This window comes from Mesorhizobium sp. M0139, from assembly GCF_040322455.1.
GTDB lineage: Bacteria > Pseudomonadota > Alphaproteobacteria > Rhizobiales > Rhizobiaceae > Mesorhizobium.
Map to the genome: position 1 here is coordinate 48,964 of NZ_JAMYTN010000004.1, position 20,895 is coordinate 69,858.

Here is a 20,895-nt window from a genome sequence, read left to right on the forward strand (position 1 = left end):
CGGCCCCCCATCAGCCAGCCGCTCGTCGTCGACACCGTGCCCGGCCTTCGCGCGCAGATCCGCGAATGGCGGCGCGAAGGCCTGAGCGTCGCCATGGTGCCGACCATGGGCGCTTTGCATGACGGCCATATCTCGCTGGTCAGGGCCGCGCTCGCAACCGCCGATCGCTGCGTCGTCTCGATCTTCGTCAACCCGGCCCAGTTCGCCCCCACTGAAGATCTCGACAAGTATCCGCGGCAGCTGGCCCGCGATCTCGACCGGCTGACCGAGGCCGGCGCACAGCTTGCCTTCACGCCTACGGTTTCCGAAATGTATCCGGCAGGCTTTGCAACGAAGATTTCGGTCGGCGGCCCGTCTTCTGGCCTGGAATCGGATTTCAGGCCGACCTTCTTCGAGGGCGTCGCCACGGTCGTGGCCAAGCTCTTTCTGCAAGCCCTGCCCGACTACGCCGTCTTCGGAGAGAAGGACTACCAGCAGCTTTGCGTCGTCCGAAAGCTCTGCCGCGATCTCGACTTGCCGGTGGACATCGTCGGCGCGCCAACCGTGCGCGATGCGCATGGCCTGGCAATGTCGTCGCGCAACGCCTATCTCGACGCCGCCGAACTCGACGTCGCGCGACAGCTCAATGTCATCTTGCGCCAGACGGCGGCAGCGCTCGCGGCCGGTGCCTATGAAAACGGCGTGACCGGTAAAGCCACTGCCGCGCTTCTCGAGGCAGGCTTCGACAGCGTCGACTATGTCGCCGCGCGCGAGAGCCTGACGCTCACCTCGTGGCGGCGTGACGGCGATGGCCGCCTGCTTGCCGCGGCGTGGCTTGGCAGAACCAGGTTGATCGACAATGTGGAAGTTTCCTCATTTATTCCCTGAAAAATTCCAATTCCATTCACTTTGATTTGTATCGCAGACCGGCCCGAGCGCTCTTAGACAACGGCTCATCAGGCATGTTCTGGCCAGCCCGTAAGCGCTCACAATACACCGAACGCCGCTGTGAGACGTTTCACAGACGTAACCAGCCCGGCTATGTTGTGTGCGACCCCAGGCGGAGACAGTGTGTGACCTGCCACTACGCTGCAATACTTACGAGGCTCTACGTGTCTATCCAGGCCAACATATTCGGTCGCGCCCTGCCGCAGATCGTCGAAGCGATCTATGATTCGATTGTCGATGTCGGCCGTTGGCCATCGACGCTTGAATCAATCTGCAAATTGGCGTTCGGCCGGCTTGCCATGCTGGCGGTCGTCGATACGGCGAGCAACTCGGCCCGGTTCTCGACTTCCTGCGGCGATCCGGTCCTGCTTGAACCGCTGCAGCGCGATTACGCCTGCGAGGTGCCATTTTTCAAGGCGGTGCCGAAGATGGAAGTCGACATACCGTTGACCGTCGACAGCGTCTACGCCCTGCAAGGCCCTGACGCCCGCCAGAACTGGCTCGAAAGCCGCATCGTGCGCGAGTGGGTGGAACCCAACCGTCTCGACGATTTCTTCTGGGTGGCGCTGATGAAGCAGCCGGCGCGCACCGGCACGCTGATGGTGGTTACCGACAAGGACAGGCCCCAGATTTCAGCCAGGGATATCGACCTGATGTCCAGGCTCGCCCCCCATGTCCGGCGTGCGGTGACCATCGGCGACCTGTTCGAGGCCGAGCGGCGCAAGGCCGACATCTTTCGCTCGATCCTTGAGAGCCTCGACCATCCAGTGCTGATCGTCGCCGACGATATGCAGATCATTTTCGCCAATCCGGCAGCCGAAGCCCTACTCACCGAAACCGCCTCAGTGTCCTCGGTGCGCGGCCAGCTGTCCTTCGCTTATGCCAACGCCAACACCGCCATCGGTCGCGCCGTCCAGCTCGGCACGCGCGACGAATTCGCGCTCGGACCGTCCGGCATCAACATTCCGCTGGTGAAGGCCATGTCTCCGGCGGTGGCGCATGTCATGCCTCTGGCGCGACGCGACATTTCGGCCCGCATATCGCCGCGCGCCGCCGCGGCCATTTTCATTGCCGCCGCCGGCGCCGCATCAGTGCCGGCGCTGGAAGCGATCGCTGCGCTGTTCGGACTGACCGCAGCGGAAAAGCGTGTCGCCGGCCATGTCGCCGCCGGGCTGACACGGCGTGAAATCGCGGCTGCCAGCGGCGTCTCGGACGGCACCGTCAAATCACAGCTGGCAACCATCTTCGACAAGACCGCCACCGGCGACCAGCGAGAGCTGGAACTCCTGATGCGCGAATTGACGCCGCCGCTGCGCTCGGCCTGAAGCCATACTCGGAGCCAATCGTCAAATTTTTCAACTATTTGCCGGTACGCAGGCGTAATCCACAATACCAAGCCGGCATCGTTGCAATTCGGCCAAAATCATGGTGCGGTTCTGCTCCGGTCCGGAGACGGTGCATCGTGCACGACCGGACGTGGAAACCATTTCCTGGGCGGTCCCCGAACTTGATACCGACACGAATTGAACGGCTGCTGCCTTACCTCTTCCTGCTGGCCCTGCTTTGCATCGCGCTCGCTTTCCGTCCGCTACTGCCGGTCGATGAGACGCGCTATCTCAGTGTCGCCTGGGAGATGTATCTCGGTGGACATGTCTTCGTACCGACGATGAACTTTGCGCCCTATCTGCAGAAGCCGCCGCTGTTGTTCTGGCTCATCGATCTCTCTTGGAACATCTTCGGTGTGAGCCGCGCGGCGGCGATGCTCGTCATCTTCGCCGCCTCGTCGCTGGTCATCTGGCTGACGACGCTTCTGGCCAAAACCCTGTTTCCCGAGCGCCAGGACATCGCCAGCCGCATCCCCTGGCTGGTGGCCGGAAGCACCGTCTTTGTCATCTATTCGACCCTGATCCTGTTCGACATGCTTTTGACGGCCTGTGTGGTCGCCGCACTGCTGTCGTTGCTGGGCTTCGCCAGGACCGGCAACCGCTGGCAGGCGGTGCTGGCGGGTCTCTTCATCGGGCTCGGCGTGCTGGCCAAAGGCCCGGTCGTGCTCATTCACATCGGCGCGCCCGTCCTGCTCTATCCCCTCTGGCGTGACCGGCGAGCCGGCCTTGCCCCTTTGCAGTTCTTTGCCGGAGCCGGCCTGGCAATTCTCGCCGCCCTTGCCCCGGTCGCTATATGGCTGGCGCCCGCGACCATCCTGACCAAGGGCAGTTTCGTCTACGATCTCGTCTGGAACCAGTCGGCAGGTCGGGTTACCGGAAGCCTGCACAATTCGCATGGCCGGCCGTTTTACTTTTACCTGATGCTGTTGCCGCTCATGTTCGTGCCCTGGGCCTTTATCCCCCCGGTGTGGCGGCTGAGGCCGGTTGCCCGGATACGCAGCCTGATCGACACCAAATCCCCGGATCTGCGTGCCCTGCGCCTGCTGTCGTTCTCGTTCATTGCGGTGCTGCTGGTCTTCAGCGCCATATCCGGCAAGCAGCCGCACTATGTCGTGCCGGCACTACCGTTCGCGACCATTCTGCTGGGCTATTTCATGGCCGAGATTTCAGTCGCCAGGCTGAGGGCGACGGCCTTTGTCATGCTTGCCCTTTTCGCCATCGGCCACGCCGCCGCCTCGGCGACCGTGTTCAAACGCTACGATCTCACGCAGCTGGCGAGCTTCATCGACGAACGAAAGGACGCCGACTGGGCCGTCGCTTACGACTATCAGGGCGAGGTCGGTTTCCTTGGGCGAATAGAGAAGCCATTCGAGAACGCCGACAAGCCTGAGGAATGGCTCAAGTCTCACCCCGGCGGCTACGTCATCGAAAAGCAATCGAAAGATCCGGGCACATCCGAACAGATCGCCTTCCGGCAGCCGGTGGAACGCGGCTATCTGGTCGTGCTGAAAGGACAGCACTGAGCGTTTCGTCGGGCGCCTATCCCAGCGGTTTCTCGAAGATCAGCGCCGGCAACCCCGAACCGCCGCCGCAATCGGCGGTGCTGCCGACCGGCAAAAATCCCTTCGAACGGTAGAAGGCGATGGCCGGCACGTTGGCCTCTTCCACCTCGACGCGCAACCTGTTCGTCTCGGGAAAGCTGGCTTCGACCTCGTCCAGCAAGGCCTGGCCGATGCCTTGCCGCTGGCAGGCCGGCAGTACATAGAGCTGGTTCAGCAGCACGATCTTCGCATCCGTCGTTGCGGCGGCAAAAGCCATGCCGCCGATACGCTTGCCGTCATCGGCGACCAGGAATTCCGAGTTCGGCCTTGTCAGCCGCGCCTTGAGCGAGGCGATCGAATGCCAGTCGTCGGTAATTTCGATCACCCGCTGGGCGCCATAGATCGCGTCGTAGGTTGCGTGCCAGGTTTCGACCAGCAGCGCGCGGACAGCGGCAAGGTCACGTTCGCTGGCGGTGCGGACGAACATTGTTCTATTCGATACCGAGCTTGGCCTTGACCAGATCGTTGACCGCCTGCGGGTTGGCCTTGCCGCCGGTGGCTTTCATCACCTGGCCGACGAACCAGCCGGCCATGGTCGGCTTGGCGCGAGCCTGCTCGACCTTGTCGGGGTTGGCGGCGATCACCTCGTCGACCGCTTTCTCGATGGCGCCGGTGTCGGTGACCTGCTTCATGCCGCGGCTTTCGACCAACTGGCGCGGATCGCCGCCCTCGTTCCAGACGATCTCGAACAGATCCTTGGCGATCTTGCCGGAGATGGTGCCTTCCTTGATCAGGTCGATCACGGCACCGAGCTGCTCCGGTGTTACAGGAGCATTTTCAATGCCCTTGCCGGCCTTGTTAAGCTGGCCGAGCAGGTCATTGATGACCCAGTTGGCGGCAAGCTTGCCGTCGCGGCCCGAGGCCACCTGCTCGAAATAGTCGGCGATCGGCTTTTCCGACACCAGGATCGAGGCGTCGTATGTCGACAGGCCAAGTGAGGAGATCAGGCGCGCCTTCTTGTCGTCGGGCAGTTCCGGCAACTCCTTGGCCAGCGCGTCGACATAGGCCTGGTCGAACTCCAGCGGCAAAAGGTCGGGATCGGGGAAGTAGCGGTAGTCATGCGCCTCTTCCTTGCTGCGCATCGAGCGCGTCTCGCCTTTGACGGCGTCGAACAGCCTGGTTTCCTGGTCGATCTTGCCGCCATCCTCGAGGATGGCGATCTGGCGGCGCGCCTCGAACTCGATGGCCTGGCCGATGAAGCGGATCGAGTTGACGTTCTTGATCTCACAGCGCGTACCGAATTCGCCGCCGGGCTTGCGAACGGAGACGTTGACGTCGGCGCGCATCGAACCTTCGTCCATGTTGCCGTCGCAAGTGCCGAGATAGCGCACGATGGTGCGCAGCTTGGTGACATACGCCTTGGCCTCGTCGGCGGAGCGCATGTCGGGCTTGGAGACAATCTCCATCAGCGCCACGCCGGAGCGGTTGAGATCGACATAGGACATGGTGGGATGCTGATCGTGCATCGACTTGCCGGCGTCCTGCTCCAGGTGCAGGCGCTCGATGCCGATCTCGATATCCTCGAACTCGCCCTGCCGGTCGGGACCGACCGAAATGACGATCGTGCCTTCGCCAACGATCGGCTGCTTGAACTGCGATATCTGGTAGCCCTGCGGCAGGTCGGGATAGAAATAGTTTTTCCGGTCGAAAACCGACTTGTGGTTGATCTGCGCCTTCAATCCGAGGCCGGTGCGGATCGCCTGCTTAACGCATTCCTCATTGATGACCGGCAGCATGCCGGGCATGGCCGCGTCGACCAGGCTGACATTGGCGTTGGGCGCCGCGCCGAAAGTCGTCGACGCCCCGGAAAACAGCTTTGCTTCCGAGGTTACCTGCGCATGGACCTCGAGGCCGATGATGATCTCCCAATCGCCGGTAGCGCCGGGAATAAAACGTTTGGCATCGGGCGTGCGGGTATCGATAAGGGTCATGGTGGCCTGCGCTTTTGGCTCGCGAAAACTGCGATTTTCGCGAATTTGGGTATCGGTCTTCGCTAGTGCAAACCGCTTCGCGAGACAAGCGCCCAAAGCAGCGCAGAGCAGTGGGCTGGCCTTTTCAGCCCCTTTCGGCCGCTCGGCAACCGATAGAATGAACGCCGCCGGCCGGTATTCGGACGGCGGTTTCTTCGTCAGGTCAGGCCGTTGCGATATAGGCCCTGATTTCGTCGGCCTCGCGCTCGACATCCTCGATGCGGCGCTTGACCACGTCGCCGATCGACACGATCCCGTCGAGCAGCCCATCCTTTTCCACCGGCAGATGGCGGAAACGGCCTTTGGTCATGATCTCCATCACCTCGTTGACCGTGTGGTTCTCGTTGCAGATCTTCACTTTCGGCGTCATCGCCGAGCGTACCGTTATATCAAGTGCGGCAGCGCCTTCCCTGGCAACGACCCGCACGATGTCACGCTCGGAAAGGATGCCGACGATCTTGCGATCGCCGTTGGTGATGACCAGTGCACCGATCTTGTGGTCGGCCAGGATTCGAATGGCTTCGCTGAGCTTTACATTCGGCCCGAGCGTGAACACGTCATGGCCTTTTCTCTCGAGAATTGCCTTAACCGTCATGGCGTCCTCCTCCTCCTGCTTGGCTAGCCAGCTCCCGCCCTGACCGGCTTCACATAAGAGTGAACATCGTGCGCCGTGATCGGTTGCTTTTCAAGTGTGCCAGTGGGGTGTGCCAGTGGGGTGCGCCAATAGAGTGCGCTAGTGGGGGGTGCGCTGGTCGTCGGGGATCTCCCATTCAGGCGCCCGCCAGCGCCGGTCGAACCAGCGCAATCCGAAGAAGCCTGCGACGAGGCCGCCAATGTGCGCTTCCCAGGCGATCTGGCCGGGTTCTCCGAGCCCGAGACCGTAAAGGCCGGTGGCGAGATTGATGACCATCCAGGCGCCGAGAAAATTGACGACGCCGCGCATGCGCAAAACGACTGCGATCGGCAGCACGGGACCGGCAAAGGCCGCCCTGCCGGAGGAGCGGTCGGTACGGAACCCGAAGCGAGCCGCCGCACCCATCATGCCCGATATCGCCCCGGAAGCGCCGACCAGCGGTGCTTCGCCGTATGGATGGACCGCCCAGAACAGCACCACCGCGGCCAGCCCGGTGGCGGCGAAAAACAAGGCGAACCAGAACCAGCCGAGACGGTTGGCCAGCGGCGACCCGAAGGCGGCCAGCGCAACCATGTTGATGGCAATGTGGGCAACGCCACCATGCATGAAGGCATAGGTGAAAGGACGGGTGAAAAGGAACCAGTCGAAACCGTATTGGCCGGTGTAGAGGACCGGAATGAAGGCGCCGTCGGTGAGCAATGTTATCTGCTGCTCTTCGGTCAGCACATATTGCTGCAGCAGGAAGACGGCAACGCAGATGCCGATCACCGCCAGCACCGCCGGTGGCAGGTTGAACACCGGCTCGCGGCGCGGCGGCGGCGCCTCCGCGGTCTGTTCGGTCTCCAGGGGGCCGGCCGGTTCGCTCATATGCTCTGATCCAGGGATTTGCGTGTCGCGAGCATCTAGGCCATGCCCGGACAAATCACAAACTACGAATCACAAAGCGCGAATCACAAACCGCGAATCAAAAAGAAGCCGTCCAAGGTTTCCCTTGAACGGCTGGTCGAGCCCCCTGCTCCCCTAAAACTATTGACCGAAGTGCTGTTGGTCGTCGCGAAACGACCGCTTCTGGAGTGGTTTTGGTGTGCCATGGCAAGCCTGCGCGCGCAACGTAAACCACTTGTTAACCTTAACGCCCCCGACCCGTGAACAAGTCTTAACGACGCTGGCACGCATCCTGCTCCGGAACGCATGTAGGTCATCGGAGGGCGCCCTTTCTGTTCACCGATGGGACCATCAGACGGCAGAATGCGCGGAGTTTAATAGCATGAACCAGAACGGATCAATCGCGCTGTTCCATTATTGGAATCGCCTGCGTCATGGACGTCCTGCCCCAAAGCGTTCGGAAGTCGAACCGGCCGACATCAAGGCGCTTTTGGCCGACACCTTCATCCTGGAAAGGGATACGCGCGGCGAAGCGGTGTTCCGGCTCGCCGGCACCAGGCTTTGCGCCGGCTACGGCCGCGAGCTCAAGGGATTTTCGTTCCCCTCGCTTTGGCGTGACAAGGACCAGCGGCTGGTGTCGCGCCTCATTCATGGCGTTTTCGAGCAGAAATCCGTTGTGCTGATCACTTACGAGGGGTTCAGCCGCAGCGGCCGGTCCAACCACTTCGAACTGCTTGCGCTGCCGCTCGATGGCGGCGTCGAGAACCCGCGCTGCCTCGGCGTCATCAGCGCCGTGGAAAAGCCGTTCTGGCTGGGCGCCGACCCGATCACCGACGCGCTGATCGACGCCATCCGCGTCATCGCTCCCGACAAGGAACCGATGTTCCTGAAAAACCGTCCGGAAATATCCGTTCCTTCGCTGGCTCCCACCGAACTCGAAGCGGCGGAGACCATCTCGGCGCTCGGTCGGTCGCGCCGTATCCGCCACCTCGTCGTGTTCGACGGCGGGCGCGAGCAATAGTCTCCAAGCCGGCGCTAATCTTAACTATCGGCGACCCACTTTTCTCCTTTGTTAACCTGCTTGGCTGTAGTTTTGGCCGAGATTCCACGCACGACGCGGGAATGCCAACGGGGTGTAGGCAGTCATGAGGTCAGCGGCGGTCGAATACGCACCGTCCCGCGCCGAAAGGCGTAACTTTCAGCGCGTCCGGGTCAAGATCTACGGGCGCTTCATGCTGGAGGACCGCACCGAACACCCTTGCCAGGTCGTCGATATGTCACCGGGCAATGTCGCGTTGCGCACCGAGCGCGTCGGCATGCCGGGCGAAAAAATCATTGCCTATATCGATCATATCGGCCGCATCGAGGGCGTGGTGACGCGCACCTCGCAGGACGGCTTCGCCATGACCGTCATTGCCTCGGATCGCAAGAAGGACAAGCTTGCCGCGCAGTTGACCTGGCTCGCCAACAAGCATGAACTCGACCTGCCGGAAGACCGTCGCCACGAACGCGTGGCGCCGCGCAACCCGACAAGCGTGCTGCAGCTCACCGATGGGCGCCAGTATCAGTGCCGCATCATCGACCTGTCGCTATCGGGCGCGGCGGTCGAGATCGACGTCAAGCCGGCGCTCGGCATCCAGGTGATGCTAGGCACCATGCGTGGCCAGGTGGTGCGTCATTTCGAGGATGGCGTCGCCATCGAATTCGCCGTCATCCAACGCCCGGAAACGCTCGATTCCGAGTTCAACGCCCCGCGCGCCTGAACGATCGGCAACAGGCAGCAAAAACGAACCGGCCCTGCGCGGCCGGTTTTTTGTTGCCGGCGTTCCGCCTGCCTCTCCAGCTTGTAGCGGCACGCAGCAAATCCACGGCTCCACCCGGAAATCCGCGCCCCGACACCGCGGTTTTACGCCGAGACCTGAACGATTTTATTTTAAAATAGGTCAAATTTTACGCGTATTCTATTGAGCTTTTACTCAATGTCTACTTCGGGTTTTTGCGTCAAATAAATCCAGCGCTGTCATTGTCTCCTCAAACGGGGAGACTGACCAATGGCGAAGATTTGGGGCAAGCTGTTGCTCTTGGCAATGGCGATGCAGCTTTCCGCTTGGGGAACGGCGCAAGCAGCAGGACCGGCCTACATGCACACTGGCGGCCGCACGACACAGCCGGTCGGTCACTACGAATTCTGCCAGAAGCTGCCGCAGGAGTGCGCTCAGCGCACGCCGAAGCAGGCACCGGTCGAACTGACCCGCAAGCTGTGGGCGGCGATCGTCGACGTCAACAATTCGGTCAACACCCGGATCGTGCCGCGCACCGATATGGAAATGTGGGGTAAGGAAGAGGTCTGGTCCTATCCCGACAGCGGCTTCGGCGACTGCGAGGACTATGCGCTGGAGAAGCGCCGCGAATTGATGGCGCTCGGCGTTCCCGCCGGCAATCTCTTGATGACCGTGGCGCGCCAACAAAATGGCGACGGCCACGCGGTGCTGACCGTGCGCACCAGCCTCGGCGAGTTCATCCTCGACAATCTGGAGTCCAAGGTGCTGTCCTGGACCGACACCGACTATACATACCTGAAGCGCCAGTCCGACCAGAATTCCGGCGTGTGGGTGACGATCAATGACGGTCGCGCCGACGCGGTTGCCAGCGTCCGCTAGGACGCCATCACAGAGGTCAAGCACATCGAATAATGCGACGTGCCTAACGAGAAAGCCCGGTCGAGTCCCCACCCTCCCCGTCCCCAACGACCGGGTTTTAAGGAGCCGGCCCCGTCCCCGGGCCGGCTCCACCATTTCTGGAGGATGGCTAGAAGATCAGCCAAGCTCCCGAAGCTGGCACAGGCCAGCTATTGAGCTGCTAGGGGCTTGTCCACGAGTTTCTCAACCAGCCGCTTGAGTTCGGAAGGTGTAGTGTGGCCACCGACGATCTCGTGGTAACTGATACCCGCTATTCGCAAGGCTTCCCTCTTAACCGCATCACGCGCCGCAGCCGAACCCTGATGATGCGCGTGACCTTGGTATTCCAAGGCATGTCGAGGCAAACAATTCTCGTCCACAAGGAGGAGGTCAACGCGTTTCGAGTTGATACAGCTGTAGGCGTCCGCGTCCTTGCTGCGCAGGATCTCCCCCAAAGACACTTGTGCCATAACCTGCCATGCTGGATTACAGCCAATAACCATACGGTCGAGTTCCTTGAAGACGCGCGCTTCACTCTTGTTGAGAAGCGGTTGAACGGTGAAGTTCGCATCCATGACAATTCGCAACTGGTCAGCTGGATCAATTGGTTTCGGTGGCGCGGAAACAGGCTTCGAGGCGGTCCACAGGCCACTAAGGATGTCACCACTACTGCGCTCTCTCGCCCACCGCCAGCGGTTTCTCTTCCTCCATGCCTGCCTTCGAATTCTTGACACGAAACGCTCTAGGGCCATGCCAGCGAAAACGCCCGCAAGGAAAATAGCGGTTGGCAGAAGAGGTTTCGCGATTAGCTCAACGTAATCCGGTGGCATGCAAGTAAGCTACCTCCACGACTAGATTATTCATTGACGGCCTAGTTCCAGTTGCAACAATAAGCGGCCAAGGGGCCAGCGATGTCAATTTTGGGTAGTGGGGTCAGTTTGAACTTGTCGCTGCGCTTTTTGCCGGGCACGGTTCTTTTGTAGGCCGCGATGTTGATTGCAATGGAAGCAAGCGGCTGCAAGGTTGCTCAGATCGTCAGAGCCGCCGTCCATTCGAGCTTTCTTGTGTTCAATGGTGAAACGGGTCGAGCCGCTCTTCGTGAACTGGCGCTTGCAATAGCAACATTTCCCGCCTTGGCTCTTAGCCAAATGTCGGCGCACCCACGCACGATACTGAAGGTTTCTTAGATCCGTCATATCCCCCCGCAACAGGGAACTATGGCAGCGGCCAAACGTCAATCCGTCTCTTGTAAGGGACCGTGCACAGTCGACACCTCCCTATCGCCCCCGCCAAGCGCATCTAACGACCGCCTTTCCACGCAGGAGATCGAGGCACTATAGGCCGTTAGTTTCGCCTTCTGGATCGCGGCGATGTTGGAAATCCCCGAAGATCACTGCGAGCGCCATCGCCTGTTCGAGGCGATCGACGGTGCCTTCAAGACCGGCGATTTCGCGGGGCTCGGCGTGGCATTGCGGCACGCCCCGCTGGTTCGACGAGCACATGCCGTTCGAGATCGGCCTCGGGCACCCGCTGGAGTATGCGATCTATTGAAGCCCCGTCGGGTTCATCTTGACCTTGCTCGATGCCGGTCGAATCCGAATTATCCGGATCATGGCGGGTTTCCGGCAATCATTGCTGCTCTGTCCACCGACCGAACCGACAGACTGGAAATCGCCCAGGTGCTGGTCAACGGTGGCGCCGACCCCGACATGCGGGGCGTGAACGACTGGACGCCGCTTCACTATGCTGTGGCCATCCGCAGTGTCGATGCGATCCGCCTGCTTTTGGCGGTGGGTGCCGACCCGGCACTCGAAACCCGCATTGATGACTATACGACAGCCCTCAAGGAAGCCGACAATGCCGGCTTTGAGGACGGCGCTTCATTGTTGCGCGATGCGATGGCCGGGCGCGGCTCCGACGGACAGTGAGTTGGGCGCAATGAACCGTCGGGACAAGATTGGCCGGCTGGCCTTACGTCTCTTTCAGCCCCGCCTTGAAGCGCTTGCCGTTCGCGACGTAGTGCGCGGCCGAGGCGCGCAGCCTGGCGACCGCGGCGTCGTCCAGCGTCCTGATCACCCGCGCGGGCGAGCCGACGATCAGGCAATTGTCGGGGAACTCCTTGCCTTCGGTGACCAGCGCGCCGGCGCCGACCAGGCAATTCTTGCCGATCCTGGCGCCGTTGAGGACTATGACGCCCATGCCGATCAGGCTGTTGTCGCCGATCGTGCAGCCATGCAGCAAGGCGCGGTGGCCGATCGTGCAGCCCTGCCCGATCGTCAGGGAAAAACCGGGATCGGTGTGCATCACCGTGTGTTCCTGGACATTGCTGTCGGCGCCGATGATGATCGCCTCGTTGTCGCCGCGGATGACCACGCCAAACCAGAAGCCGGCATTGCGGCCGACGCTGATGTCGCCGATCAACGTCGCATCGGGCGCGATCCAGTTGCTGTCGGCATCCTCGAAACGGGGCGCTTTTCCGTCGATTGCGTAGGTCGGCATTTGCAGTCTCCGATTCGTCGCAGGCCGGGACAAACCCTAGAACAATCCGAGGAAAACCGCGTGCCGGTTTTCTCCCGCATTTGCCTCAAGGCAAATACCGCGCCAGCGATTCCACCAAAAGCAGAAGCGCACCAGGAGAGTTGATGCCCCAGGAGGCAATGGCGATCAGCACGATGCCCAGCACCAGCGCCCAGGCGATCACCGTGCAGCCGCAGGACATCAGCATGAGCGTGGAAATGCGGCCTTCGCGCCGCGCATCGAGCGCATCGTTGGCGAGCATGAACGGCCCGGCGCAAGCGGTCGTGGCCAGCGAGCGCAGGATGTACGCCGGCGACACATAAGGCTCGGCAAAGGCAAGCCGGCGGCCCGCCGCCAGTACCATCACGGACCCAGCGAGCCCGCAGGCGGTGAGCCCGACGGCAAAAGCGAAGAGAACGGGTAGCAGCAGGCTCATCTTTACCTTCCGTTTACCATGAAATCGCACAGTCGCGTCCAGCGCAGCAAGAGCCATGCCGCGGCATGTGTGCCGCCCAGGGACAGAGGGCGGCGACTATGGGGATTGCGATGAAGCAGGCAGCGACCGCAGAAGAGTTCAACGTCGTCGATTCCGTGCTGATGAAGCGGGTGTTCTATGCTTTTGCCGCACTGGCGCTGCTGTCGCTGGCGATCAGCCTTGGCGGAAAATGGTTCGGCCGCTCGATCGCCATGGCCGGCTACACCGACGACATCACGGTCCACAGGGTAGTGATCGGCAACAATGTCATTGCCGTGCCGGCCAACGCCATCCGCTTCCTGCAGGCGCGGCGCGACGGCATCGCTTCGCGCCTCGACCTCTATCTGCGCTATCCCCAGATGGACGGCTACAGCGAAGCCGCCCGCGACGATTTCAACCACACGGGGGCCGCCAAAAACATCATCTTCCTGTCGTTTGAACCGCAGATGATGTCGCGCGACATGAGCGGCCGTTTCGCGCCGATCTATAGCGCGCTCATCAGCCAGCCCGGCGCGCCCGGCCCCGGCGGCACGACGATTTACGGTTTTACGGAAAAATCAGGCTATCTCAACGAGGTGCTCGCGGTCGCCGGCCGGGCCGGCAAGGACCCGTTCGTCGCCCGCTGCCTGAGCGGACCGAGCGCTGAGGAATCGCTGGCGCCCTGCGAGCGCGACATCCAGGTCGGCGACAGCCTCAGCCTGACCTACCGCTTTCCCCGGGAGTTGCTGGGCAACTGGCCGGCGCTTGACGCCGCTATCGTCGCCGAGGCCACGCGCGTCCTGAAGACGGGGCGCTAGCCTGCCTCTGTTCGGGCGAAGCGAAGCGGCGCAGAAGTTTACGAACGTTGGCGGGACAGCACCCCCCTCTGTCCTGCCGGACATCTCCCTCGCAAGGGGGGAGATTACGCCCCCATCACTGCTTTCGCCAATTATCGAGGTTGCAGAAGAAGAGCCGAGGAACTGCCGATCTCCCCCCTTGCGGGGGAGATGTCCGGCAGGACAGAGGGGGGTGGGAAGGATCGCCGAGGCTTGCTCTTCATCTCCCCACTTCGTTGGAGATAGGCAACTCCGATCCCCAGTTCCGCGATCAGGCCAGATCGATGTCGAGGATCGCCATCGAGAAATTGTAGTCGCCGTCATCCTCATCCTTGAAGACGATGCCGAGGAACTCGTCGCCGACATAGACCTCGGCGGAATCTTCCTTGCGCGGCCGCGCCTTCACCTCGAGTTTGGGATTCTGGAAGACGCGCTTGAAATAGGCGTCCAGCTTTCTGATTTCGTCCGGCTTCAAAAGTCTTCTCCGATCGTCGGGCTTGCTCGTTGGAACGCGCTTCTGGCACGTCGACAATGGCGATGTAAAGGCAAGCCGGCTGGATAGAACGCGAACCCTGGGGCCGGATGATTTCAGGTCGAATCCAAATCCGCCTCTAAATCAAGGAGGTAGAGCATGATGTCGTCCGAAAACCGCCTCACACTTTTCGGCATCATGCTCCAGAGGCAATGGCGCCGGCAACCGGACTTCAGTCCGGCGCGCCGGGTGTTGCAAATCAGATGTCGAAGCTGACGACCTGATCCATCGACTGCGACGGCAAAAGCTGGTCCATCTGCCGCGAAGGCTGGTCGCAGCCGGTCTCGCCGACGACGCGGGCCGGTACGCCGGCAACCGTCTTGTTGTGCGGCACCGGCGACAGCACGACCGAGCCTGCCGCGATCTTCGAGCAATGGCCGATCTCGATATTGCCGAGAATCTTGGCGCCGGCGCCGATCAGCACGCCGTAACGGATCTTGGGGTGACGGTCGCCGCCGGCTTTGCCGGTGCCGCCCAGCGTCACGCCATGGAGGATCGACACATCGTCCTCGATCACCGCCGTCTCGCCCACGACGAGGCCGGTGGCGTGGTCGATGAAGATGCCCTTGCCGATGCGAGCGGCCGGGTTGATGTCGGTCTGGAACACCGAGGACGAGCGGCTCTGCAGATAGAGCGCGAAATCCTTGCGGCCCTGATTCCACAGCCAATGGGCCAGCCTGTGCGTCTGGATCGCATGGAAACCCTTGAAATAGAGCACCGGCATGATGAAGCGGTCGCAGGCCGGATCGCGGTCGTAATAGGCCTGGATGTCGACACGCACGATCGACGACCATTCCTTGTCGTCGGCCAGCATCGACTTGAACGTCTGGCGGATGAGGTCGGAGCCGATGTCCTGATGCGCGAGCCGCTCGGCGAGCCGATGGATGACAGCTTCCTCCAGGCTCTCCTGGTTGAGGATGGTCGAATAGAGGAACGCCGCCAGAAGCGGGTCGCGGTTGACCGCTTCCATCGCCTCGTCGCGGACCGAACGCCAGATCGGATCGACCGGCTGGACCATTGTGGGGCGGGAAATGCTGATGCTGTTCATCGACGTCTTGTCCTGCGTCCTGGCCGCTTGCCTATTCTCCGGCGGCACATATAAGCCAGATCATAGCACGATTGAACTCAATTTTCCTTAGTGCTCGGTGAAATGGATTTGGTTCACGGAAATTCAAGCCGCCATGGAAAACGAACCCTTGATCGACGCTCCGCTGAAACGCGCGCTCTCCGCGCTCTATCAAGCTCCGGATCGCCACTATCACAACCTCGCCCATATCGAGGCGTTGCTGGCGCTGGCGGACGAATATCGAGCATCGCTGCATGATTCCGGCGCCGTCGAAGCCGCAATCTGGTTCCATGACGCCATATATGACAGCCGCGCCAAGGACAACGAGGCCAGGAGTGCAGCACTTGCGCAGGACAAACTTGCCGCCCGCACCGATCCGGAGCGCCTCGGCCGCATCGCGGCGATGATCGTCGCCACTGCCACGCATGAACTGCCCAGCCTTCAACCACGGGGCCTTGCCGATCAGAACTCCCTGCGCGACGCAGCGCTTTTCCTCGACATGGACCTGGCGATACTGGGTGCGTCAGCCGACGCTTTCGACGCCTATGAACAAGCGGTCCGACGCGAACATGGCTGGGTCGAGGAGCCTATGTGGCGCGCCGGCCGCGGCGCGATTCTCAAGACTTTCCTCGCGCGCCAGCATATTTTTCACACGCAGGAATTCCGCCACAGGTTCGAGCCCCAGGCCAGGCAAAACCTGGCGCGGTCTCTAGAAACGCTCAAATCCTAATCCGGAAATGTCTCCATGCGCTGCGCATAGGCTTTGAAACCGGCGCGCCTGTAGACCGATTGCGCGGCCGGATGGTCGTATGTGTCGGTATGAAGCCAGACCCTTTGCGGCGCCCGCGACCAGATGGCGCGAAGCGCCTGGTCGAGCAGGAACGGGCCGAGCCTGCGACCCTGGAAGGCGGGAGCCAGCCCGAAATGAACCAGCTCGACCTCAGGCTGGCCGACGCCGTTGAATTCGCACAGACCAGCCGCTTCGCCCTCGACGCGCAGCACATGGACATGTGTCGAGGGCAGCGCCAGCAGGCGCTCGAGGTCTTCCGCCGGCATGCGCAGCCGCTGGTCCCACTGCACCGGCTCGCCGACAGCGCGGTAGAGGTCGATGTAAGCGGCGCTGTCCAGCCTTTCCAGCGCCACCGTGGTCGCTGCTGCAGGGCTGACGCGTGCAGGCGCCAAATCGCGCGGGCGCATGTCCATATAGGTGACGAGAAGGTCAACCAAAGCGGCACCGCCTCCGGCTGCAAGCCAGACGAAGATCGATCACCTGAAGGCGCCAACGGACTTGGTCGCCGCCCAAACAAAGAACAGGCCGGTCACCAACGACAGCCCGTTGAGGATGATACCGACGATGCCGAGGACACGATTGTCGTTTGAACGTCCCAGTGCCATCAAGCCAAAAACCACGCCGGTGATGTGCGCCAGCGGCGCCGCAACGAGAAACACCACCAGAAAAACCCCGCCGAGGACGTTTTGAGCGGCCAGCGACGCCTCGCCTGGCATCAACGCCAGCGTGACCACCGCCGCAAAATCCATTGCGAACGCCAGCAGGGCCAGGATCACCGAGCGTTTGCCCAAGCTGCTCCGCCCCACCACGCCGGGCATTGCTATCGTGCTTCTTCCCCATCCGGCCATTACTCGTCCCCGATCAGGTGAAAGCGCCTATCGTCGATGCCATTGCCACAAGCAGCAGGAAGCCAACCGCCAGGGAGCCGCCGTTGAGCAGGATGCCGACGACCCCAAGCGCGCGGCTATCGTTCGAACGCACCAGCGCCATCAGCCCGAAAATCAATCCGGCAATATGCGCCAACGGCCCTGCCAGCAGGAAAACCGCCATGAAGAAACCCGTGGCGATGTTCTGGGCACGCTCGGATGCGTGGGTCGGCAGCGCCACCATTGTGGTCAGCGCTATCACACCGGCACCGAAGGCGAGCAGCGCCAGGATGACGGAACGCTTGCCGAACTTGCTTGTCACGACGGAGCCCGGCAGAGCGTCGGCGCTTCTTCCCCATTGTGCCATTGTTTGCCACCCCTCGCCGGCCGCCCAATCCATATCGCCCGAAAATCGCTTACCGGTTAAAGCGGATTTTCGGCATAAAACTCCAAAACCCGCTGCTTGAAGGTCTTGTCGCCCACAGCCAGCATATGGTCGCGGCCGTCGATGTGAAATGACTTGGCATTCGGCATCAGCGCGGCGAGCTCGTCGGGCGAGCCGCCGATATCGTCTGTCGTCCCGACCGCAATCAGCGTCGGTTGGGCGATGCGCGTCATGTCGTGTTCGCTGAGCAGTTCGCGCGACGTGGCGATGCAGGCAGCCAATGCCCGGCGGTCGCTGCGCGTCTGATCGGCAAAGGCGCGAAAGGAGCGACCGCGCGGATGGCTGGTGGCGGCCGGATCGTCGGCCAGCAGCGCCTCGGCGATCGGATCCCAGTCGCCGACCCCGTCGACCATGCCGATCCCGAGCCCGCCGAAGACCAGCGTCGCCACCTTGTCCGGATCCGACAGCGCCAGGAACGCCGAAATGCGCGCGCCCATCGAATAGCCCATGACATGCGCGCGGCCGATGCCAAGATGGTCGAGCAGGGCCGCCGCGTCCGAAGCCATTTTGGCCGGGGTGTAGTCGGCCTCGTCATAGCTTTTCGACGACGAGCCGTGGCCGCGATTGTCGAAGGCGATGGCGCGATAGCCGGCATCGTTCAGCGTCTTGAACCAGCCGGGCGATACCCAGTTGACATAGTGGCTGGAGGCAAAGCCGTGGATCATCAGCACCGGATCGCCCGCCCCCGACGCCGGCCGGCGGTCGAGGAAGGCGAAGTCGAACCCGTCATGGGAGAAGAATTGCATCGGGAGCGGCTCAGCCGGCGCCGGGCGTGGGCGCGTTGCCGTTGTCCGATGGCGGCATGCCGGGGCCGGACACCGTGCCGACGGCCGGATGGCGCAGCAGATCGCCATGGTCGATGCCGTTTTTGGCGGCGGTGCCGGCCTTGAGCTCCAGCACGAAGCGCACTGGCACACCCGGCGAGATGACTGCATCGGACATTGGAGTGCCGTGCTTGACCGCCCGGACCTTGCCGTCCTGTCCAACAAAGATCAGGTCGAGCGGCATCGGCGTGTTGTGCATCCAGAAGCCGACCTGCTTCTGCATCTCGAAGACGAACAGCATGCCATGATTGTCGGCCATATCCTGGCGATACATCAGGCCGGCCTCGCGTTCCGAGTCGGTGTCGGCGACTTCGATCGAAAAGGATTTATCGCCGCCTTTCGTCGCCACGACCAAGGGTGTCGGATCGACGGGAAGGATCATCGCCTGACCGCCGGCGATCGTCTGCTGGGATGCGGTCGGCTGCCCGGAATAGAAGTAAGCGCCTGCGGCTACCGCAACGATGACGCAGAGCGCGCCCGCTGTCAGCCAGTTCCTGTACGCCATTGGAAATCCTCGACCAAAGACCATGATCCCTAAAAGTGGTCTCAGGTATTCGGATAAGATCGTGGTGAAACCAAGAAAAACGCCGTCCTGACTTCCTCAGGAAGGCTCGCGTCCTAATGCGCGACCGGCAAGGTGCCCATATCGGGGTGAATCTCGGCAGCCATGAGGCCCTTGTCACCGCGTCCGAAACGCACCAGCACGACCTGTCCGGGCCTGAGCTCGGTGATGCCATAGCGGCGCAGCGTCTCCATATGGACGAAGATATCCTCGGTGCCCTCCCCGCGCGTCAGAAAGCCGAAGCCCTTGGTGCGGTTGAACCACTTAACCAGCGCCCGCTCGAGCCCGCTTTCCGGCGTCACCGCCACATGGGTGCGCTGTTCCTGCATCTCGGCCGGATGGACCGCCGTAGTGGTGTCCATGGACAGCACCCGGAACGCCTGCAAACCACGGTCGCCGTGCTTGACAAGGCACACGACACGCGCGCCCTCCAATGCAGTCTGAAAACCGTCCTTTCGAAGGCAGGTGACATGGAGGAGGATGTCGCCCGAAGAACCGTCATCGGGAAGTATGAAACCGTAGCCCTTGGCCACGTCGAACCATTTGATGGCGCCGGCGATTTCGACAAGGTCGGCGCTATCGCCGCCACTGTCACTCTTCAGGGCGTCGTCAAGGTTCTCATCCCGCCTCGTGAAAGAGGCCTTATCCCCCATAAGAACGCCCCCTTTTTTTCAAGAAAACCGCAAGTGATTCTTGACATTAGATTAACACCGCCGCTTCCGGGGTGTGCAAGACCTGCCGTGCCTTTTTTCGCGGTTGAATACAGGAATAGCTGACTTGTTGTTTGCCGGCGTCGCTGCCGACAGCAATGACGATCCATCAAGGCGGTCAACCGGTCGGCAATTTGCAAGGGATTTCGCCGCAATCGGCAACCACTTGTGTCCGGCGCTTTTGTCAGAGCCATCTGATTTTTCCAAAACCGGTGACCACTTTCAGTCCGATGCTCGTTGCCCTTCGGCGGGGTGGACCTTATGTTGCCTCGCAACCCAAACATCCCCGAGGAAATCCCATGCGCTACCTCCACACAATGGTCCGTGTCGCCGACGTCGATGTCTCGCTCGATTTCTACTGCAACAAGCTCGGCCTTAAGGAAGTGCGCCGCTACGAAAACGAGCAGGGCCGCTTCACGCTGATCTTCCTCGCCGCCTCCGAGGATGTAGAAAGCGGCATCACTGAGAAGGCGCCGCTGGTCGAACTGACCTACAATTGGGATCCGGAGGAGTACAAGGGCGGCCGCAATTTCGGCCATCTCGCCTATGAGGTCGACGACATCTACGCCACATGTCAGCATCTGATGGACAATGGCGTCGTCATCAACCGGCCGCCGCGCGACGGCAACATGGCCTTCGTCAAGTCGCCGGACGGCATCTCCTTCGAACTGCTGCAGAAGGGCCCGGCCAAACCCAAGGCCGAGCCGTGGGCATCGATGCCGAACACCGGCACCTGGTAGCGATCACGCCATCTTGAGCGAGGCGGCCGCGCCGACAAGCCGGCCGCCTTTGCCATTTCGACCAACGGCACCTATTTACCTGCCTGTCGCGCCAGCCAAGCAAAGCCAGTGCCTCATCCAGGAGAATTCGTTCATGCCGACCAGCCGTGCCGATGTCACCACCGCATATGCCAGCCGCTATTTGCAGCAGCTGTGCAAGCACTGGGCGCACAAATTTCCCGTCGAGTTCGATCCGAACCACGGCACCATCGATCTGTCGCTCGGCCGCACGGTTCTCGATGCCGATGCGGCAGCGCTGCATATCACGGTGTCGACGGATGAAAGCGGATCGCTGGAGCGCATGGAGAGCGTCGTTGCCGATCACATCAAGCGCTTTGCCTTCCGCGAGGAGCTGACTTTCGAGTGGAAGCAGGCTCCGGCGACCTGATCTGCTGTCAGCCGCAACGCCGAACGCCGGAAGCTGCCAGCCCCGG

At 61.7% G+C, this 20,895-nt stretch carries 28 protein-coding genes; 12 read left to right on the forward strand and 16 right to left on the reverse strand.

What is annotated here, in order from left to right; all coding sequences use genetic code 11:
• The first annotated feature begins 9 nt into the window (after positions 1-9).
• From panC to NKJ58_RS07550, 3 genes are all read left to right on the forward strand, one after another.
• On the forward strand, positions 10-867 hold the full coding sequence (panC, locus tag NKJ58_RS07540; RefSeq protein WP_352853025.1) for a pantoate--beta-alanine ligase: 858 nt from the start codon (positions 10-12) through the stop codon (positions 865-867).
• A 224-nt stretch (positions 868-1,091) separates the two neighbouring features.
• On the forward strand, positions 1,092-2,252 hold the full coding sequence (locus tag NKJ58_RS07545) for a helix-turn-helix transcriptional regulator (protein ID WP_352852913.1): 1,161 nt from the start codon (positions 1,092-1,094) through the stop codon (positions 2,250-2,252).
• A 182-nt stretch (positions 2,253-2,434) separates the two neighbouring features.
• Positions 2,435-3,835: an ArnT family glycosyltransferase gene (locus tag NKJ58_RS07550; RefSeq protein ID WP_352852914.1), complete on the forward strand. Its 1,401-nt coding sequence runs from the start codon at positions 2,435-2,437 to the stop codon at positions 3,833-3,835.
• Between the two features lie 16 nt (positions 3,836-3,851).
• Here the strand turns inward: NKJ58_RS07550 and NKJ58_RS07555 are convergent, their stop codons facing one another.
• From NKJ58_RS07555 to NKJ58_RS07570, 4 genes are all read right to left on the reverse strand, one after another.
• On the reverse strand, positions 3,852-4,340 hold the full coding sequence (locus NKJ58_RS07555) for a GNAT family N-acetyltransferase (RefSeq protein ID WP_023738941.1): 489 nt from the start codon (positions 4,338-4,340) through the stop codon (positions 3,852-3,854).
• Positions 4,341-4,344: 4 nt separating this feature from the next.
• On the reverse strand, positions 4,345-5,844 hold the full coding sequence (gene gatB, locus NKJ58_RS07560) for an Asp-tRNA(Asn)/Glu-tRNA(Gln) amidotransferase subunit GatB (RefSeq protein ID WP_023688375.1): 1,500 nt from the start codon (positions 5,842-5,844) through the stop codon (positions 4,345-4,347).
• A gap of 202 nt (positions 5,845-6,046) precedes the next feature.
• Positions 6,047-6,478 carry a CBS domain-containing protein gene (locus tag NKJ58_RS07565; protein WP_023667498.1) on the reverse strand — a complete coding sequence of 144 codons (432 nt, stop codon included), beginning with the start codon at positions 6,476-6,478 and terminating at the stop codon, positions 6,047-6,049.
• Between the two features lie 138 nt (positions 6,479-6,616).
• A complete protein-coding gene (locus tag NKJ58_RS07570) occupies positions 6,617-7,384 on the reverse strand; it encodes a rhomboid family intramembrane serine protease (RefSeq protein WP_023706620.1) in 768 nt (255 codons plus the stop codon).
• Between the two features lie 42 nt (positions 7,385-7,426).
• Between NKJ58_RS07570 and NKJ58_RS07575 the strand changes: the two genes are divergently transcribed.
• The 4 genes from NKJ58_RS07575 to NKJ58_RS07590 all read left to right on the forward strand — a co-directional run bounded on the left by NKJ58_RS07575 (position 7,427) and on the right by NKJ58_RS07590 (position 10,062).
• On the forward strand, positions 7,427-7,666 hold the full coding sequence (locus NKJ58_RS07575) for a hypothetical protein (protein WP_155927147.1): 240 nt from the start codon (positions 7,427-7,429) through the stop codon (positions 7,664-7,666).
• A 118-nt stretch (positions 7,667-7,784) separates the two neighbouring features.
• The gene (locus NKJ58_RS07580; protein ID WP_023681508.1) at positions 7,785-8,423 is read left to right on the forward strand and encodes a PAS domain-containing protein; all 639 of its coding nucleotides are present in this window, start codon (positions 7,785-7,787) and stop codon (positions 8,421-8,423) included.
• Between the two features lie 124 nt (positions 8,424-8,547).
• On the forward strand, positions 8,548-9,165 hold the full coding sequence (locus NKJ58_RS07585; RefSeq protein ID WP_023667501.1) for a PilZ domain-containing protein: 618 nt from the start codon (positions 8,548-8,550) through the stop codon (positions 9,163-9,165).
• A 288-nt stretch (positions 9,166-9,453) separates the two neighbouring features.
• A complete protein-coding gene (locus tag NKJ58_RS07590) occupies positions 9,454-10,062 on the forward strand; it encodes a transglutaminase-like cysteine peptidase (protein WP_023681509.1) in 609 nt (202 codons plus the stop codon).
• A gap of 188 nt (positions 10,063-10,250) precedes the next feature.
• Here the strand turns inward: NKJ58_RS07590 and NKJ58_RS07595 are convergent, their stop codons facing one another.
• Both NKJ58_RS07595 and NKJ58_RS07600 read right to left on the reverse strand, forming a co-directional pair.
• Entirely contained in the window at positions 10,251-10,910 is a 660-nt protein-coding gene (locus tag NKJ58_RS07595) for a DUF2726 domain-containing protein (RefSeq protein ID WP_050587444.1), read from the reverse strand.
• 84 nt (positions 10,911-10,994) lie between these two features.
• The gene (locus tag NKJ58_RS07600) at positions 10,995-11,276 is read right to left on the reverse strand and encodes an HNH endonuclease (RefSeq protein WP_032905114.1); all 282 of its coding nucleotides are present in this window, start codon (positions 11,274-11,276) and stop codon (positions 10,995-10,997) included.
• 174 nt (positions 11,277-11,450) lie between these two features.
• Here NKJ58_RS07600 and NKJ58_RS07605 point away from each other — a divergent pair, with 174 nt between their 5' ends.
• Complete coding sequence (locus NKJ58_RS07605; RefSeq protein WP_245262623.1) at positions 11,451-12,008, forward strand: ankyrin repeat domain-containing protein; 558 nt, start codon at positions 11,451-11,453, stop codon at positions 12,006-12,008.
• A 43-nt stretch (positions 12,009-12,051) separates the two neighbouring features.
• On the opposite strand, the gene NKJ58_RS07610 is transcribed toward NKJ58_RS07605, so the two are convergent.
• Together NKJ58_RS07610 and NKJ58_RS07615 are read right to left on the reverse strand one after the other, a co-directional pair.
• Complete coding sequence (locus NKJ58_RS07610; RefSeq protein WP_023805264.1) at positions 12,052-12,579, reverse strand: gamma carbonic anhydrase family protein; 528 nt, start codon at positions 12,577-12,579, stop codon at positions 12,052-12,054.
• Positions 12,580-12,664: 85 nt separating this feature from the next.
• Entirely contained in the window at positions 12,665-13,033 is a 369-nt protein-coding gene (locus NKJ58_RS07615; RefSeq protein ID WP_023805265.1) for a DUF6949 family protein, read from the reverse strand.
• A gap of 110 nt (positions 13,034-13,143) precedes the next feature.
• Here NKJ58_RS07615 and NKJ58_RS07620 point away from each other — a divergent pair, with 110 nt between their 5' ends.
• Positions 13,144-13,869, forward strand: a complete 726-nt coding sequence (locus NKJ58_RS07620; protein ID WP_023805266.1) for a hypothetical protein — start codon at positions 13,144-13,146, stop codon at positions 13,867-13,869.
• Positions 13,870-14,158: 289 nt separating this feature from the next.
• On the opposite strand, the gene NKJ58_RS07625 is transcribed toward NKJ58_RS07620, so the two are convergent.
• Together NKJ58_RS07625 and cysE are read right to left on the reverse strand one after the other, a co-directional pair.
• Positions 14,159-14,362: a DUF3126 family protein gene (locus NKJ58_RS07625; protein WP_006200852.1), complete on the reverse strand. Its 204-nt coding sequence runs from the start codon at positions 14,360-14,362 to the stop codon at positions 14,159-14,161.
• A 256-nt stretch (positions 14,363-14,618) separates the two neighbouring features.
• Positions 14,619-15,467: a serine O-acetyltransferase gene (gene cysE, locus NKJ58_RS07630; RefSeq protein ID WP_023667506.1), complete on the reverse strand. Its 849-nt coding sequence runs from the start codon at positions 15,465-15,467 to the stop codon at positions 14,619-14,621.
• 133 nt (positions 15,468-15,600) lie between these two features.
• On the opposite strand from cysE, the gene NKJ58_RS07635 reads away from it, so the two are divergent.
• Positions 15,601-16,215 (forward strand): HD domain-containing protein, encoded by a 615-nt coding sequence (locus NKJ58_RS07635; protein WP_352852915.1) that lies wholly within the window; start codon positions 15,601-15,603, stop codon positions 16,213-16,215.
• Here the strand turns inward: NKJ58_RS07635 and NKJ58_RS07640 are convergent.
• The 6 genes from NKJ58_RS07640 to NKJ58_RS07665 form a co-directional block, all read right to left on the reverse strand.
• Positions 16,212-16,712, reverse strand: coding sequence for a GNAT family N-acetyltransferase (locus NKJ58_RS07640; protein ID WP_352852916.1), 501 nt, complete (start codon positions 16,710-16,712; stop codon positions 16,212-16,214). The genes NKJ58_RS07635 and NKJ58_RS07640 overlap by 4 nt on opposite strands.
• A gap of 39 nt (positions 16,713-16,751) precedes the next feature.
• A complete protein-coding gene (locus NKJ58_RS07645; protein WP_352852917.1) occupies positions 16,752-17,066 on the reverse strand; it encodes a hypothetical protein in 315 nt (104 codons plus the stop codon).
• Positions 17,067-17,136: 70 nt separating this feature from the next.
• Entirely contained in the window at positions 17,137-17,463 is a 327-nt protein-coding gene (locus tag NKJ58_RS07650; RefSeq protein WP_352852918.1) for a hypothetical protein, read from the reverse strand.
• Positions 17,464-17,564: 101 nt separating this feature from the next.
• The gene (locus tag NKJ58_RS07655; protein ID WP_352852919.1) at positions 17,565-18,332 is read right to left on the reverse strand and encodes an alpha/beta fold hydrolase; all 768 of its coding nucleotides are present in this window, start codon (positions 18,330-18,332) and stop codon (positions 17,565-17,567) included.
• Between the two features lie 10 nt (positions 18,333-18,342).
• On the reverse strand, positions 18,343-18,915 hold the full coding sequence (locus tag NKJ58_RS07660; RefSeq protein WP_352518632.1) for a DUF192 domain-containing protein: 573 nt from the start codon (positions 18,913-18,915) through the stop codon (positions 18,343-18,345).
• 113 nt (positions 18,916-19,028) lie between these two features.
• Positions 19,029-19,625 (reverse strand): cold-shock protein, encoded by a 597-nt coding sequence (locus tag NKJ58_RS07665; RefSeq protein ID WP_031193130.1) that lies wholly within the window; start codon positions 19,623-19,625, stop codon positions 19,029-19,031.
• A 356-nt stretch (positions 19,626-19,981) separates the two neighbouring features.
• Here NKJ58_RS07665 and NKJ58_RS07670 point away from each other — a divergent pair, with 356 nt between their 5' ends.
• Positions 19,982-20,422, forward strand: a complete 441-nt coding sequence (locus NKJ58_RS07670) for a VOC family protein (RefSeq protein ID WP_352518633.1) — start codon at positions 19,982-19,984, stop codon at positions 20,420-20,422.
• A gap of 133 nt (positions 20,423-20,555) precedes the next feature.
• On the forward strand, positions 20,556-20,849 hold the full coding sequence (locus NKJ58_RS07675; protein WP_023681521.1) for a DUF2218 domain-containing protein: 294 nt from the start codon (positions 20,556-20,558) through the stop codon (positions 20,847-20,849).
• The last annotated feature ends 46 nt before the right edge of the window (positions 20,850-20,895 follow it).